The sequence below is a fragment of the Streptomyces sp. NPDC001219 genome, from assembly GCF_053597915.1.
In genome coordinates, this window is sequence record NZ_JBSFJF010000026.1 from 1 (window position 1) to 14,911 (window position 14,911).

Here is a 14,911-nt window from a genome sequence, read left to right on the forward strand (position 1 = left end):
GGTTGATAGGCCAGATATGGAAGCCCGGTAACGGGTGGAGTTGACTGGTACTAATAGGCCGAGGGCTTGTCCTCAGTTGCTCGCGTCCACTGTGTAGGTTCTGAAGTAACGACCTGTGTCCATGCCGGGTTGGTTAACTTCATAGTGTTTCGGTGGTCATTGCGTTAGGGAAACGCCCGGTTACATTCCGAACCCGGAAGCTAAGCCTTTCAGCGCCGATGGTACTGCAGGGGGGACCCTGTGGGAGAGTAGGACGCCGCCGAACAATCATTGTGGGAAAGCCCTGCACCTTATGGTGCGGGGCTTTTTCGCGTTCCCGGCGGATGCAGGCGCTGCGATGCTGAGCGGTATGGGGTATGTGATCAGGCCGGTCAAGGCGGACGAGTGGGAACGGCTGAAGGAGCTGCGGCTTGCGGCGCTGGCCGACCCAGTGGCGCGGGTGGCGTTCAACGAGACCCTTGAGGGCGCCGTGGGCCGGCCGGATGAGCTCTGGCAGCAGCGGGCGGCGATGAGTGACGAGGGGCACACAGCTGTGACCTTCATCGGGGAGGACGCCGACGGGAGTTGGGGCGGCATGGTGGTGGTGCTCGTCGAGACGGACGAGGAGGCGCCGCAGACGCATGTGGTCGGGGTGTATGTGCGGCCCGAGCACCGGGGAACGGGGCTGGCGCGGGAGTTGCTCCGGGCGGCGATCGGGTGGTCGTGGAGCCGTACCGAGCCGGTGGTCGAGCGCGTACGACTGTGGGTGCACGAGGGGAATGCGCGGGCCGCGGCGTTTTACCGGGGGATGGGCTTCGTCGGGACGGGGCGGGCCATGGCCGATCCGAAGGACCCCGCGGCCGAGGAGCGGGAGATGGTGCTGCGGCGAGAGATGAGGCCCTGAAGGGCTGTCTCGTCAGGCCTGGAGGGTGTGGTGGGGCCAGCGGGCGCGGGCCTGTTCCTGGGAGCGCAGGGTGGCGAGGGTCAGCAGGCCGCGGGCGTGGCCCGTTTCGAGGAGGCCGGGGAGGGCGGGCAGCGGGGCGAGGGCCGCGATGTCGTCCAGGACCAGGGTGAGTGGTGGGTCGAGCCGACCGTCAGATGACCGTTCGGCCATGCGGCGGCCGTGCTCGACCACGCTCGAGAGGAGTGCGGTGAGCAGTGGCATCGCACCCGGGTCGGTACGCGGGTCCTCGATGGGCTCGCCTACCACGTAAAGCGTTCCCCCTTCAGCGAGGAATGATTCGAGAAGGACCGAATCCGCGCGAAGAGGGGTGCAGGCGTCCCGGATGTGGATCGAGGAGAGGGCGGTCAGCGCACGGCCGATCAACGCCTGGGCGGCTTCCCGGCGTTCGGGATGTGCCGTGAGCACCGACTCCAGTTCGCCGGCCTGGCCCGCCGAGGCCTTGGGGCTGGTGCGCAGGATGCGTACGGGTTCCTGGGCGGCTCCGGTGGCGTGTGCCCAGCGGTGCAGCTGGCGGAAGGGGCGGCCGTCCACCGCGGCGGCGTGCAGCCAGCAGCGCAGCAGGGTCTGGGCGGCGTCCGCGACCGCCGAGTCCAGGGCGGCGGTCGGGCGTACGGGGGCCAGCAGGGCGGTGGCGCGGTCGGTGGCGGTGGCGAGGTCCGTGCAGCCGGAGGTCGGCGACCAGCGCAGCCGGGCCGGGGTGTCGAGGCGGTGGGCCGGGTCGTAGGTCAGCAGCGGGCCGAGTTTGGCGCGGGCGTCCTTGGTCTCGGCCCAGACCGCGGGGTCCGTCGTGGCGACGATCAGTGCGCCCGGGGCGGCGGCCGCGGTGGCGACGGAGGAGGTGACGGCGGCGGCGCGGTCGGTGGTGAACTGGACGCGGGGGAGGCTGAGTTCGGCGGGGGTGTCGGTGGCCGGGGTGAGCGGGGGCGCGGTGCGCTGCTCCGGGACGGGGCCGGCGGCGACGAGGTCGAGGGGCAGCGGGGCGGGGACGGCCGGTGTGGCGGGAGCGTCGTCGCCGGGGGGCGCGGGCGGCTGGGTGGCGGGGAGGGGCTTCCGGAGTCTTTCGCGGGCCTCCCCGGCCTGTTGTGCCTCCCGTTCCGTCGCCAGGGCCTCGTGCGTCTTCCGGCCCTCCGTACGGGCCGCACGCTCCTTTCGGGCCTCCGTCCGGCGGGCCGCCCGTACGGCGCGGTAGCGGGTGACCGTCCCCAGCGTGAAGATCACCAGGACCAGCAGCACCATCAGCTCGCCGATGAGGATGCCCCAGAAGAGGCCGTAGCCGGAGAGCTGGCCCCTGGGGGTGTCGGGCCAGGCGGCGGGCATGTCGTGCGGTGCGGAGACCAGGTGACGCAGTGCCATCGGCGTCCCGGAGTAGGTGACGCCCGGGGGCCACGCGCCGTGGGCGAACAGGCCGGCCAGTCCGGTCGCCGTCCACACCAGCACGGTCATGCCCAGCAGGAAGACGAGCAGCCCGATCAGCAGGGAGTCGGGGACGCCGCGCCCCCGGGGCCGGCCGGCGCCTCGTGCGTCGTCGAATCCGCCGTTGTCGTATCCGCGGGTCACGCCACCGTCTCGCTCGACTCGTCTCGCCACTGCCGCTCCATCGCCATGGCCTCGGCGCGTGCCTCGGCCTCGGCGTCCGCCGCCGCCTGGACGGCGCGCGCCTCGTCCGTCGGCATCGCGGAGGCCTCGCTGACCGCGGACGCCTCGGTCATCGCCCGGTCGGTGAAGACCAGCGGGCGTTCGGCCTCGGTGATGAGGTGTTTGACGACCTGGACGTTGCCGTTGACGTCCCAGACCGCGATGCCGGGGGTGAGGGTCGGGATGATCTCGACGGCCCACCGTGGCAGGCCCAGCACCCGGCCGGTGGCGCGCGCCTCGTCGGCTTTCTGGGCGTAGATGGTGCGGGTCGAGGCCATCTTGAGGATCGCCGCGGCCTCCCGTGCGGCGGCGCCGTCGACCACGTCGCTGAGGTGGTGGACGACGGCCACGAACGACAGGCCGAGCCGTCGGCCGAACTTCAGCAGCCGCTGGAAGAGCTGGGCCACGAACGGGGAGTTGATGATGTGCCAGGCCTCTTCCACCAGGAAGATGCGCTTCCTGCGGTCGGGCCGAATCCAGGTGTGCTCCAGCCAGACGCCGACGATCGCCATCAGGATCGGCATCGCGATGGAGTTGCGGTCGATGTGCGACAGGTCGAAGACGATCAGCGGGGCGTCGAGGTCGATGCCCGCCGTGGTCGGCCCGTCGAACATGCCGCGCAGGTCACCGTCGACGAGGCGGTCGAGCACCAGCGCCACGTCCAGACCCCAGGCCCGGACGTCGTCTATGTCGACGTTCATCGCCTCCGCCGACTCCTCCTCCGGGTGCCGCAGCTGCTCGACGATGTCGGTCAGGACGGGCTGCCGGTGGGTGATGGTCTCGGTGACGTAGGCGTGCGCGACCTTGAGGGCGAAGCCGGAGCGCTCGTCCAGGCCGTGGCCCATCGCGACCTCGATGATCGTGCGCAGCAGGGCCAGCTGGCCGGTGGTGGTGATCGACGGGTCGAGGGGGTTGAGGCGGATACCGCCGTTGAGGGCGGCGGTCGGGTCCAGGCGGATGGGAGTTATCCCCAGCTCCTGCGCGATGAGGTTCCACTCGCCGACGCCGTCCTCGCCCTGCGCGTCCAGCACCACGACCTGGCGGTCCCGGAACCTCAACTGCCGCAGGACGTAGGTCTTCTCCAGTGCCGACTTGCCGTTGCCGGACTCGCCGAGGACGAGCCAGTGCGGGGCCGGCAGCTGCTGTCCGTACAACTGGAAGGGGTCGTAGATGTAGCCCTTGCCGCTGTAGACCTCACGGCCGATGATCACGCCGGAGTCGCCGAGACCGGGGGCCGCGGTGGGCAGGTAGACCGCCTGGGCCTGGCCGGTGGAGGTGCGTACGGGCAGCCGGGTGGTCTCCACCTTCCCGAACAGGAAGCTGGTGAACGCCTCGGTGAGCGCTCCGATCGGGTCGAGCATGGCCATGACGTACGCGCCTCCCAGCGGCTTTAGCGGCGGATTCCGGTCGCGAACGGCAGGGTGTTGACGAACGCCCGGTGGTGCTCGCGGTCGCACCACTCCAGCTTCAGATAGGACTTGCCGGCCGAGGCGCGAATGGTGCGCTTGTCGCGGGCGAGGGCCTCGGGCGAGCGGGAGGACACCGTGAGGTAGCCGACGAGGTTGACGCCGGCGGCGCCGGAGGCCAGGTCCTCGCCCCGCTGGTCGACGCGGCCGTGGTGGGCGACGTCCCGCGGGTCGACGACCCGGTTCATCTTCGCGGCCCGGCTGGCCTCGGCGTCGTCGTTGGTCTTCTCCGTCAGCATCCGCTCGATGGCGATCTCGGTGGGCTCCAGGTCCATGCAGACCGCGACCGTACGGATCACATCGGGGGTGTGCACCAGGAGGGGCGCGAGGAAGTTGACGCCCACCGGGGTCAGCGGCCACTCCTTGACCCAGGCGGTGGCGTGGCACCAGGGCGCGCGGGTCGTCGACTCCCGCGTCTTGGCCTGGAGGTACGTCGGCTCCATCGCGTCCAGCTCGGCCGGCCAGGCGTTGCGCTTGCTCATCGCCTGGATGTGGTCGATGGGGTGGTCCGGGTCGTACATGGAGTGCACGAGGGAGGCGAGCCGGGCCTGGCCGAGCGGCTGGCGCACCCGGATGTCGGCCTCGGCGAGCCGGGCGCAGATGTCGGTGAGCTCACGGGCCATGACGACCGCGAGACCGGCGTCCCGGTCCAGCTTCTTGCGCAGCAGCCCGCCCTGGTGCATCCGCGCGGCGCGGGCCATGGTCTGCGCCTCGGCGGCCAGCTCGCGGGTGTAGTGCATACAGGCGACCAGGTAGGCGCGGTGCTGCTCGGAGGAGGTGGAGACCATCGACTGGAGCTGGTCGTAGGACTCCCGCAGCCAGTCGGGGGAGCTCTTGTCGCCGCGCTGGGCGACGTCCTTGGCGTGTGCGTCCGGGTCGGCGGGCAGCGTACGCGCCAGCATCTGCAGCCGGGTCACGAAGCCGTCCCCGTTGGCCACATGCTTGAGCAGCGTCCCGAAACGGTCGACCAGCGCCTCCTGGTCCTCGCTGTCCCGCAGGCCGACGCCCGGCCCCTCGATCTCGATGGCGGCCGTCACCGTCTTGCGGTCGGCGTGCAGCAGCACCGCGATCTCGTCCGGGCCGAAGGGGGCGGACAGCCAGTTGATCCGGCCGATGCCGGGCGGCGGGCCGATCTCGACCTCCCGGCCGTCCAGCCGGACGCCCGCCTCGGCGGCGCCGGAGCGGTAGGTCGCGCCGCGGCGGACCGTCCGGCGGAAGCTGCGCCGGATCTCGAACCACTTGTAGAACGTGCGGCCCTTGTACGGCACGTAGACGAGGGCGAGGCCCAGCATCGGGAAGCCGGTGAGGGAGGCGATCCGCAGCGGCAGCATGGGCACCAGCAGCCCGCACATCATGCCGAGGAACGCACCCGCGATGATCAGCGCGATCTCACCGGTCTCGCGGTTCTTGCCGACGATGGCGTTGGGCCGGGCGCGGCCGATGAGGTAGGTGCGGCGCGGGGCGATCGGGTGGGACTGCGTACTCAACGCCCCTCACCTCCTGAGGTCTTGCCGGAGCGGGAACCGCTGCCCGGGTGGGGGTTCGTACGGGGAGCGGGGGTGGCGGGCGCCGAGGAGCGGCCGCCGCGGGAGCTGTGCGCGGCGACACCGCCGGCCACCGCGTCGGCCGGCCGGGACTGGCCGCCCTGCGCGCCCTGCGCCTGCCCGCCGTCCCCGCCGGACCGGCGGGAGCTGTGGGTCTTGATGCCCTGGGACACCAGCGCGGCGGGCGAGGAGATCATCGCGGCGGCCTGGCTGCCGTCGGTGGCCCGGCCCTTGTTCGTACGGGCGGAGATCATCTCGTCGCCGAAGCCGGGGACGAAGCGGTAGATCACCGCGCTGGCGAAGATGGCCAGGACGATGATCGAGAGGCCGGAGACGACCGCGGAGAAGGCGTTCGGGCCCTTGTCGTGGGAGAGCGCGCCGGCCACGCCGAGCACGATCACGATGACCGGCTTCACCAGGATCACCGCGATCATGATGCCCGCCCAGCGGCGCACATGCCCCCACATGTTCTTGTCGACCAGCCCGGCGTAGACGACCGTGCCGAGCAGCGCCCCGACGTACAGCAGCGCGGCCCGGATCACCAGCTCCAGCCACAGCACACCGGCGGCGAGCACGGAGACCAGCGACACCACGATCAGCATGATCGGGCCGCCGCCGATGTCCGTGCCCTTCGTGAGCGCCTGGGAGAAGGCCCCGAAGAAGGTGTCGGTCTGCGCGCCGGTCCCCTTGGCGATGATCTCGGTGACTCCGTCGGTGGCCGAGACGACGGTGTAGAGGATCAGCGGGGTGAAGGCGGAGGCGAGCACGGTCAGCCAGAGGAACCCGACCGCCTCACTGATCGCCTCCGTCAGCCGCACCCCGCGCACCGCGCGCTTGGCGACTGCCAGCAGCCACAGCACGAGGGTGAGCACGGTGGAGGCGGCGAAGACGACGGCGTACTGCCGCAGAAAGGCGGCGTTGGTGAAGTCCACCTGCGAGGTGGCCTTCACCGCGTCGGAGAGCTTGCTGACGATCCAGGCGGCGGCTTTGGCACAGCCTTTGGCCAGGGATTCGAGGGGGTCCAGGGGGTTGTTGTCGGTGAGGCCGCCGCCGCCCGGAGAGGGAGTGCTGCCGCTGCCGCCGCCCCGGTTCTCGCAGAGTTCCTTGGCCTTGTCCGACAGCAGGTCGCAGGCGCCCTCGGTCGGCTTGGGGGTGGGCGCCGCGAACGCGCGGGCCGAGAGGAGCACCAGCGTGGTTTGCAGGCCGGTCAGCACAGAGGCGACGGTGAGGGCATGGCGTCGGTTGTTACCTCGCATAAGTGAACCCTCCGAACCCTTGGACGGCCTTGGACATGTCCTTGGCCGTCGCAGCGGCCTGGTCGCCGCCGATCGGCGCCGGCCCGGCCTTCTGTGTGAAACCGGCGACCTTCCAGTCACCGCCGACCCACCGCAGCTGCATCGTGGACGTGTACCAGCTCTCCGCGACCGGGTTCTGGGAGCCCGTGCCGGCGAGGCCGAACAGCGTGGAGTACCAGACCGCGACCGTGGCGGTGGTGCCCTCGAACTTCTCGGTCTTCGTGCCGACCGGGTTGGCCCGGGACACGAAGGTCATGCCGCCGGGCGCGCTGCCGTCCGGCTTGAGGCCGACCCGGCCGAGGAACTTGGGGTCCGTGTAGATCTTGCGCAGGCTCTCCTTGCGGTCCGCGGCCGCGGCGGGGGTGTAGACGGCGTCGACGATCGCGTCACGCCCGGCGGACTTGTACATCGCGCTGCTGGAGAACGCGACCACGTAGTTCGCCGCCGCCGACTGCGCCCCCTGCTCCGTCTTGGCGAAGCCCGACGCGATGCCTCCGGTCTTGCCGTTGACGGCCTTGGTGCCGGTGGGGGCGGTGGGCTGGGCACGGCCGGGGTCCTTGGGGGAGTCGGTCGCGGTGGTTTCGCTGTTGCCGCTTCCGCCGCGGTTGGCGAAGGCGATGGCCGCGAGCAGCAGGACGATCACGCCGACGATGGTGACGAGGTTGCGGCTGGACATGCCGCCCCGGGAGCGCCGTCCCTGGCCGTAGAGGTCGCCCTCGCTGTCGGGAAGTCTGGTCCGGGTCTGGCCCGTCCCGGGACCACGGTGGCCGTCGCCTCCGTAGCCGCCGTCGTCACTGAGACTCATCGCGCCTGTGCCCCCTCTGCCGCCGTCGCGTGCGTGCCGTTGGTTGTGCCGCCCTCATATGACCGTAGCCGCGCGGGCGGCGGCTCGGGTGCAGCGGTACGAGTACATCTCACCGTGACGGGTCCTCAGATGCGGTACGACAGAGGCGAATGGGGGACTCTGGGTTATTTGTGCGCATCGTCTGCTCCGCGGTCGCCGGTCGCCTTCTTGCCCCCGGGTTCACCTGTCCCCGCGCGGTGCCCGGCCCAATCGGGCCGCTGGTGGCGGGGGTGACGAGGGTGTGCCGCGGTTCCGTCGGGCCGGCGTGAGCGGGCGTCAGCATGGGGCCTCGGCAGGGGAGGTGGGGCCGGTGAGAGCGAGTGGGGGCACGGGACGGCGGAGAGAGGGTGGGCGGGGGCGCACGGGGGGCGACCCGGGGACGGTCGGGTGCCGGGGGTGCGCCATCCGGGCGGCGGCGGGGGACGGGCGGTCAGGGGTGGCCTAGACCGCCATGCCGTAGACGATGGTGAACAGCGTCCCCAGGGAGCCGATGATGAAGACGCCGGTCAGGCCGGCCACGATCAGGCCCTTGCCCTGTTCGGCGCTGAAGGTGTCGCGCAGCGCGGTGGCGCCGATGCGCTGTTTGGCGGCGCCCCAGATCGCGATGCCGAGGCACAGCAGGATCGCCACCGCCATGATGACCTCGATCATCACGCGTGCCTCGTTGCCCAGGCTCCCGAACGGCCCCCAGTCCGGGGCGATTCCGCCGATGATGGTGGTGATGTCGCCTTTTTCGGCCGCAATGAACATGTGTGAACTCACCGCCCCTTGATGGGTAGTTGTGTCCGTGCCGACGCGGCACAGGTCGGTCTCTATCTTCGCTGACGAATGGACCGTCAGCTGTCGACTTGGCGGCTTTCTTTGAAGGATCTCCCGTGCGGGTGGGGTGTGGCCGCGGACGCACGTCCTCCATTGAACCGACTGGTCTCACCGTGTGTATCACGGGGGATAACCCTGGGCAATGATCATCGGGAGCACCGGTGGCCGGTCCGGCGCGCCGGATGGCCCGTAGCCCGTCCGGCGGTGTACGGGGCGTCATCCGGCGCGGCACCGCACCCCGGACGGAGCGCCCCCTGCGCCGCCGAATGCGCCGCCGTGCGGCACCCGGCGCGGCGGCGCGCGCGGGAGCGGCCGGAAAAGGGCAGTGAACCGGGGCTGAATGGGGGAGGGTTGGGGGGTGCGGAAATTCTGGGTGGCCGGTGGGCTCGGGGCGGGGCTGGTGCTCTGTCTGCTCGGGCTGCTTGTGGTCGGTACGTATATGGCCGCGGCCGGGCTGGCCGGGGCCGGCGGGCGGGCGCTCGGGCTGGCGAAGGGTTCGGTGCCGGCCGAGTATCAGCGGCTGGTGCAGAAGTGGGGGACGCTCTGCCCGGCGATAAGCCCCGCGCTGCTGGCGGCGCAGCTCTACCAGGAGAGTGGCTGGAACCCCAGGGCACAGAGCCCGGCGGCCGCGCAGGGCATGGCGCAGTTCATCCCGGGGACCTGGCAGACCCATGGCGTCGACGGCAACGGCGACGGCAAGAAGGACGTGTGGGACCCGGAGGACGCGATTCCGTCGGCGGCCTCGTACGACTGCGAGCTGGCCGGCTATGTGAAGCGCGCGCCGGGCAACGCCACCCACAACATGCTCGCCGCCTACAACGCCGGGGCCTATCGCGTCATCCAGTACAACGGGGTGCCGCCGTACCGCGAGACACGGAACTACGTGAAGACGATCACGACGCTGGCCAAGAGTTTTGAGGCTCCGTCGGGTCGGGTGGAGCCCTCGCGGCAGGCCGCGGCCGCCATCTACTTCGCCCAGCAGAAGCTCGGTACGCCCTATCTGTGGGGTGGCACGGGAACCGCGGCGCAGGGCGGCCGGTTCGACTGTTCCGGGCTGTCCCAGGCCGCGTACCGCTCCGTGGGCATCGAGCTGCCCCGGGTGGCGAACGACCAGTGGAACGCCGGGCCGCACCCGAAGCGGAACGAGTTGCTGCCGGGGGATCTGGTGTTCTTCGCTTACGACCTCAAGGACCCGCGGTCGATCCACCACGTGGGGATCTACGTGGGAGGCGGGTACATGATCAACGCGCCGTACACCGGGGCCAAGATCCGGTTCGACAAAATCGACACGCCGGACTACATCGGTGCGACCCGCGTCACGTCGGATGGCGCAAAAGCGCTGCCCGGCACGAACGCTGCGTGAACATAGGGCCCTGAACTGCGGTGATGAGTCAAGCTTCGATAACGTCCTGGTGATCATCCGGTGGAGAGTGGAACGCCAGGGGCGGACATCGCGTTTCCTTGGCGTGGTGACGTAGCAGCGCTTGACACAGCACACGCTCGACGACCACGGGGGCAGGCAGCACACGAAGGCGCTCGCGCGCGCGAAAGATTAAGGGGCCGCTGCAGATGGCTGGACTCGCATTCGAGGGGTCGAACCCCGACGTCGACGTGCTCGACGGCGTCAACGGCCTCGCGAAGGACGCCCCCCACTGGGTCAACAAGGCCATGGAGTACATCGGCGAGTACGGCCTCATCGCCGGTCTCGCCGTGCTGTGTCTGATCGCCTGGTGGTCCGCGCGCCGCAGGCCGGGCGCGCCGGCCGCCGTCGCCGGTCTGGTCTGGGCGCCGCTGGCCGCGGGCATCGCCCTGCTGGCCAACATCCCCATCCGGTCCTTCGTGGAACGGCCGCGCCCGTTCAAGGACCACGCCGGGCTCGAGGTGCTGATCCCCGGCAAGAGCGACTTCTCCTTCGTGAGCGACCACGCGACGCTCACCATGGCGGTCGGTGTCGGACTGTTCGTCGCCCACCGGAAGTTCGGCCTGATCGGGATCGCGCTGGCGCTCGCCGAGGGCTTCTGCCGCGTCTACATGGGCGTGCACTACCCGACCGACGTGGTCGGCGGCTTCGCGCTGGGCACCGCCGTCGCGCTGCTGCTCGCCCCGCTCGCGCAGGCGCTGCTGGTGCCGCTGACGACGGCGATCAGCCGCTCCAAGCTGGCGTGGCTGGTGTGCGCGCCGGGCACCGAGGCGGACGCGGACGGCGAGGGCAGCCGGGTGGTGGCCACGGGATCGGCGGTGCCGGGCGGCCACAAGGAGCGGGACAAGGATCTGGCGGCCTGAGGGCGGGCCGGGCGGTTCGCCGAATCGCCCGGCCCGCGCCCGGGACACACGGCCTGGCGGATGCGGACGGCCCGGCCCCTCGCGGGGACCGGGCCGTCCGTGTGTCCGGGCGCGGGGAGGCCTCAGAGCGCCTGCGGGAAGGTGCTGAACAGCCGCTGCGGGTCGTAGGTCCGCTTCACCTCGGCGAGACGGCCGGCGGCGGCGCCGTAGTAGGCGGACTTCCAGTTGGTCAGGCCCGGGTCGGTGTAGTTCTGGTAGGCGGCGCCCGAGGAGTAGCGGCGCATCGCGTCATGGAAGGAATTCAGCCACGCTGTGCGGGTGCCGGACGAGCCGCCCGCCGACCAGGACGTCAAGTACTGGGCGAGGAACCGCGAGCCGCGGTGGACGAAGGCGGTGTCGGTGCTGCCGACGCGGTTGATCGCGCCGCCCAGCGCCGTCAGCGCCACATCCCCGCCGACGCCCTTGCGGCCGCCCGCCTCGATCTGGTCCATCAGCGTGCGGATACCGGCCGCGGACAGCGAGCGGTCGAAGAAGTGCGAGCGGGCGGCGTAGGTCTCGCGGCCCAGCTGGCCGGCCTTGTTCTGGCCGGGCAGCGAACCCGGCGTGTGGCACTGCGCGGTGGACTTGCTCGAACAGCCCGCATAGGACTCCATCGCGTCCAGGTAGCCGGTCGGCGTCAGGCTGACACTCTTGGCGGGGCCGGGGCCGCCCGGCTGGTCGGCGAGCTTGTCGAGGGCGTTCTTCAGGTCGCCGTAGCCGCCCAGGGAGAAGGCCACGACGTAGACGGCCGGGGTGTTGCCGGGGCGCGCCTGGAGATGGCACGCGGACCATATCTCGTCGTCCTGCACCGGCCCCCACTTCTGCCAGGAGGCCACCACCTTCGCCGCCTTGGACCACGGCCAGCTCAGGTACGCCTTCACCGCGCGCGGCGCCGGATGCGTACGGAAGCGGAGCTCGGTGACCACGCCGAAGTTGCCGTTGCCGGCGCCGCGCAGCGCCCAGAAGAGGTCGGCGTGCTGCTTCCGGTCGCAGTCGACGGTCTTGCCGTCCGCCGTGACCAGCGTGGCGCCGACGAGGCTGTCGCAGGTCAGGCCGTAGGCGCGGGAGGCCACCCCGTGGCCGCCGCCGAGGGTGAGGCCGGATATACCGACGGTGGGGCAGGAGCCCCCGGGTATCGTCACGCCGTGCGCCCCGAGGCCCTCGTAGACGTCGATGAGCTTGGCGCCGGCCCCGATGCGGGTGATGCCGCCGGACGGCGCGCCCACCTTGGAGAGGGCGGAGACGTCGACGACGAGCTTGCCGTTGCCGCTGGACCAGCCCGCGTAGGAGTGGCCGCCGCTGCGGATGGCGAGCGGGGTGTCGTACCGCCGGGCGAAGGCGAGGCACTCGGCGATGTCCGCCGGGTGCTTGGCGTAGGCGATGGCCGACGGCTTCAGCGTGTCGAAGCGGGTGTTGTAGAGGCGCCGGGCGCTCTCGTAGGCGGCGTCGGAGGCCCGCACCAGCTTGCCGTCCAGGCTCTTGCCCAGCGCGGTCCAGGCGGACCCGGAGGCCCGGCCCTTGGCGGCGCCCCCGGCGGCGGCCGCGTTGGTCTGTGCCGCGGTACCGGCGGCCGCCTCCGTGGTGGCCGCCGCCGCGCCGGTCTTCTTGTCGCAGCCGGTGGCCCAGGCGACCGACGTCGCCGCCAGTCCGCCGCCGGCCTGCAGGAGTGTGCGCCGCTTCACTGGGATGAATCCCCCTCGATGTCGTACGGTCCTGCCCCGCCTGCCGATGGCCCGGCCGGTGATCGCGGGGCGCGTGCCGGGAACCGCACCGGACCGGTGCGGCGCCGCGCTGCCCCTCGCGTGCCGCTGTGTCCGGTTGTGCCCCGCGCTGTCCGGTGCTGTCCTCGAAGTCCGTTGGCGGCGCGGTGCCGTTGCTTCCCTGATTAGGCAGATGCGGCAGGGGCGTGAGGGGTTCCCGGAACGGACTGCCTCATTCCAGCGGGCGCCCGGTTCCGTCGTCGTCGGTGCCGGAACCGGCCTCGACTTCGGCCAGATGGCGCTCCGCGTCCGTACGCGCCTGAGAGCGTGCGCGGCGGGCCGGTCCCCGCCATCCGCAGTCGCAGCGGGCCGTGCAGAAGGCGCCGCGTTCGGTGGTGGAGGTCGCGTGAGGGGCTCGGTCGGGCACCCCGTCACGCTACGCGCCCCAGGTGCCCGGGCGTGACGAGCCCCCTGGACGGTCGTTGAACGGAACGGTCGACGGAACGTCAGAGGCGGCGCGGCGGAACGTCCGACCCTCCCGAGCGGACCGGCCGTCCCAGGCCGTTCCCGAAGACAGCGGCCGAGGGGGCTCGTACGCGATGGTGGTGCAGGACAGGCGAGGCGGCGGCACGGTCGCCGTGGCCATGGCGTGCGGGACGGGTCTGGCGGTCGGGCTGCTGACATCGGGCTGTTCCCCGGACGGGGCCGCGGCCGACGACCAGGAGCCGGCCGGCCGGGCCGCCCCCGCCGCCGCGGAGGTCCGGGACAGCGCCGACGCCCTGGTGCGGGCCGGCTCCGCCGCCATCCGCACCTCCATGGAGACCGTCAGCGGCGGCACCCTCGTCGCCATCCGCGGCACCGGCGGCTACGACTTCGCCACCAGCACCGGGCGGCTGCGGGTGGTGCTCCCCGATCCGGCGGGCCGGCCCCACGGCGGCCGTCAGCCGATCACGGAGATCCTCGCGCCCGGTGCGCTGTTCATGAAGAACCGCGGGGCCGGGGTGCCCGCCGACAAATGGGTACGGGTGGCCACCGCCTCGCTGTCCGACGGGAATCTGGTCACCGGCGGCGCCACCGATCCGCTGGCCGCCGCCGAACTGCTGCGCGGCGCACGGGAGGTGACCTATCAGGGCGAGGAGTGGCTGGCGGGGGTGCGGGTGCGGCACTACCGCGGGACGACGGACATCCGGGTGGCCGCCGCCGCGGCGTCGCCGCACACCGGGCCGGCGCTGCTCGCCGCGGGGGACGGATTCACCACCGACGAGGTGCCGTTCGACGCGTATCTGGACGAGGCCGGGCTGCTGCGCAAGGTGCGCCAGTGGTTCCGTTTCGCCAACGGCGCGCCGAAGGGGGCTTCGGTGACCTCCACGACGGAACTGTCCGGTTTCGGGACGAAGGTCGCGGTGCGGCTGCCGGACGAACGGGACATCTACGCAGGGAAGATCGCGTCGCCCACGGCATGAGGCCGGGTGCCGCGGGCAGGGCATGTGACAGGGGTGCTTGCCGGATGGCGGAAATGGTCCATCCGTGCCATGCGCGCGGCGCGCGCCCGTCCCTAGGCTTGCGGTAACCACCCCAGGCGTGGGAAGGCGCTCGAAGGAGGAGGTGTTGTACGTGGCCGGACACCGCCCTACGACGGTCCAGGACCTCGTAGCCCTCGTCGAGATCGACCTGACCGGTGAGCTGATGATCGCGGCCGCGGCCGCGAGCGAGGATCGGCTCAGCCCGGACCGTATCGACGAGGTGCTGGAGGTCGACGGGGAGGACGGCGACGGCGCGGACCGGGTGCCGCCCCGGACCGGACCCGCCGGACGCTGCCCCGGTTAGTGCGCCTCGGGCCGCCCGGCGCGAGCCCGCCGGCTCAGGTGCGCAGCATCCGTTCGATCGCCTTGGTGGCCTCCTGGACCTTGGCGTCGATGGCCTCGGGGCCCTTGACGGCCGCGTCGGCGACGCAGTGCCGCAGGTGCTCCTCCAGGAGCTGAAGGCCGAATGACTGCAGGCCCTTCGTGCTCGCCGAGACCTGGGTGAGTATGTCGATGCAGTAGACATCCTCTTCGAGCATCCGCTGCAGTCCGCGGATCTGGCCCTCGATCCGCCGCAGTCGCTTGATGTGTGCGTCCTTCTGCTGTGCGTAGCCGTGCACGCCGGCCGCCGGAGAAGTCTCTGCGTGATCGGTCACGGTTTGAACGCCGCTCGGGGGGTCGGCGTCCGGCTTCCGGGGGTGGCAAGCCGCGGCGGCCGCGGTGCTGCCGTTGGCATCGGCGTCCGTGCTCGTCATGGCCGTCTCCCGTGGTATCTCGGGGATTCATATACCCCCGGTGGGTATATGGTACCGAACTTCTC

14 protein-coding genes and 1 rRNA gene are annotated in these 14,911 nt (G+C 71.5%); 6 read left to right on the forward strand and 9 right to left on the reverse strand.

The window, feature by feature from the left end; translation table 11 throughout:
* Positions 1-148: 148 nt before the first annotated feature.
* Positions 149-265: ribosomal RNA gene (rrf, locus tag ACWC9R_RS18705) — 5S ribosomal RNA — on the forward strand.
* A gap of 84 nt (positions 266-349) precedes the next feature.
* Positions 350-883 (forward strand): GNAT family N-acetyltransferase, encoded by a 534-nt coding sequence (locus tag ACWC9R_RS18710; protein ID WP_450732818.1) that lies wholly within the window; start codon positions 350-352, stop codon positions 881-883.
* Between the two features lie 12 nt (positions 884-895).
* Here the strand turns inward: ACWC9R_RS18710 and ACWC9R_RS18715 are convergent, their stop codons facing one another.
* The 6 genes from ACWC9R_RS18715 to ACWC9R_RS18740 form a co-directional block, all read right to left on the reverse strand.
* Positions 896-2,530, reverse strand: coding sequence for a type VI secretion protein (locus ACWC9R_RS18715; RefSeq protein WP_450732819.1), 1,635 nt, complete (start codon positions 2,528-2,530; stop codon positions 896-898).
* On the reverse strand, positions 2,497-3,939 hold the full coding sequence (locus ACWC9R_RS18720; protein ID WP_450732979.1) for an ATP-binding protein: 1,443 nt from the start codon (positions 3,937-3,939) through the stop codon (positions 2,497-2,499). The genes ACWC9R_RS18715 and ACWC9R_RS18720 overlap by 34 nt, the downstream gene beginning before the upstream one ends.
* Before the next feature lie 29 nt (positions 3,940-3,968).
* On the reverse strand, positions 3,969-5,531 hold the full coding sequence (locus ACWC9R_RS18725) for an SCO6880 family protein (RefSeq protein WP_362611311.1): 1,563 nt from the start codon (positions 5,529-5,531) through the stop codon (positions 3,969-3,971).
* Positions 5,528-6,844 carry a hypothetical protein gene (locus ACWC9R_RS18730; protein ID WP_450732821.1) on the reverse strand — a complete coding sequence of 439 codons (1,317 nt, stop codon included), beginning with the start codon at positions 6,842-6,844 and terminating at the stop codon, positions 5,528-5,530. The genes ACWC9R_RS18725 and ACWC9R_RS18730 overlap by 4 nt, the downstream gene beginning before the upstream one ends.
* Positions 6,834-7,688 (reverse strand): hypothetical protein, encoded by an 855-nt coding sequence (locus ACWC9R_RS18735; protein WP_450732823.1) that lies wholly within the window; start codon positions 7,686-7,688, stop codon positions 6,834-6,836. Before ACWC9R_RS18735 ends, ACWC9R_RS18730 begins: the two co-directional genes overlap by 11 nt.
* Positions 7,689-8,168: 480 nt before the next feature.
* On the reverse strand, positions 8,169-8,477 hold the full coding sequence (locus ACWC9R_RS18740; protein ID WP_362611306.1) for a hypothetical protein: 309 nt from the start codon (positions 8,475-8,477) through the stop codon (positions 8,169-8,171).
* 442 nt (positions 8,478-8,919) lie between these two features.
* Here ACWC9R_RS18740 and ACWC9R_RS18745 point away from each other — a divergent pair, with 442 nt between their 5' ends.
* Positions 8,920-9,909, forward strand: coding sequence for a C40 family peptidase (locus ACWC9R_RS18745; RefSeq protein WP_450732826.1), 990 nt, complete (start codon positions 8,920-8,922; stop codon positions 9,907-9,909).
* Positions 9,910-10,115: 206 nt separating this feature from the next.
* Complete coding sequence (locus ACWC9R_RS18750; RefSeq protein WP_450732828.1) at positions 10,116-10,829, forward strand: phosphatase PAP2 family protein; 714 nt, start codon at positions 10,116-10,118, stop codon at positions 10,827-10,829.
* A gap of 122 nt (positions 10,830-10,951) precedes the next feature.
* Here the strand turns inward: ACWC9R_RS18750 and ACWC9R_RS18755 are convergent, their stop codons facing one another.
* Both ACWC9R_RS18755 and ACWC9R_RS18760 read right to left on the reverse strand, forming a co-directional pair.
* Positions 10,952-12,550 (reverse strand): FAD-binding oxidoreductase, encoded by a 1,599-nt coding sequence (locus ACWC9R_RS18755; RefSeq protein WP_450732830.1) that lies wholly within the window; start codon positions 12,548-12,550, stop codon positions 10,952-10,954.
* 250 nt (positions 12,551-12,800) lie between these two features.
* Positions 12,801-12,995 (reverse strand): hypothetical protein, encoded by a 195-nt coding sequence (locus tag ACWC9R_RS18760; protein WP_450732831.1) that lies wholly within the window; start codon positions 12,993-12,995, stop codon positions 12,801-12,803.
* 172 nt (positions 12,996-13,167) lie between these two features.
* On the opposite strand from ACWC9R_RS18760, the gene ACWC9R_RS18765 reads away from it, so the two are divergent.
* Positions 13,168-14,031 (forward strand): hypothetical protein, encoded by an 864-nt coding sequence (locus ACWC9R_RS18765; RefSeq protein WP_450732833.1) that lies wholly within the window; start codon positions 13,168-13,170, stop codon positions 14,029-14,031.
* A 145-nt stretch (positions 14,032-14,176) separates the two neighbouring features.
* A complete protein-coding gene (locus ACWC9R_RS18770; RefSeq protein ID WP_362611292.1) occupies positions 14,177-14,395 on the forward strand; it encodes a hypothetical protein in 219 nt (72 codons plus the stop codon).
* 34 nt (positions 14,396-14,429) lie between these two features.
* Here ACWC9R_RS18770 and ACWC9R_RS18775 read toward each other — a convergent pair whose 3' ends face one another.
* Entirely contained in the window at positions 14,430-14,846 is a 417-nt protein-coding gene (locus ACWC9R_RS18775) for a metal-sensitive transcriptional regulator (protein WP_362611291.1), read from the reverse strand.
* Positions 14,847-14,911 lie beyond the last annotated feature (65 nt).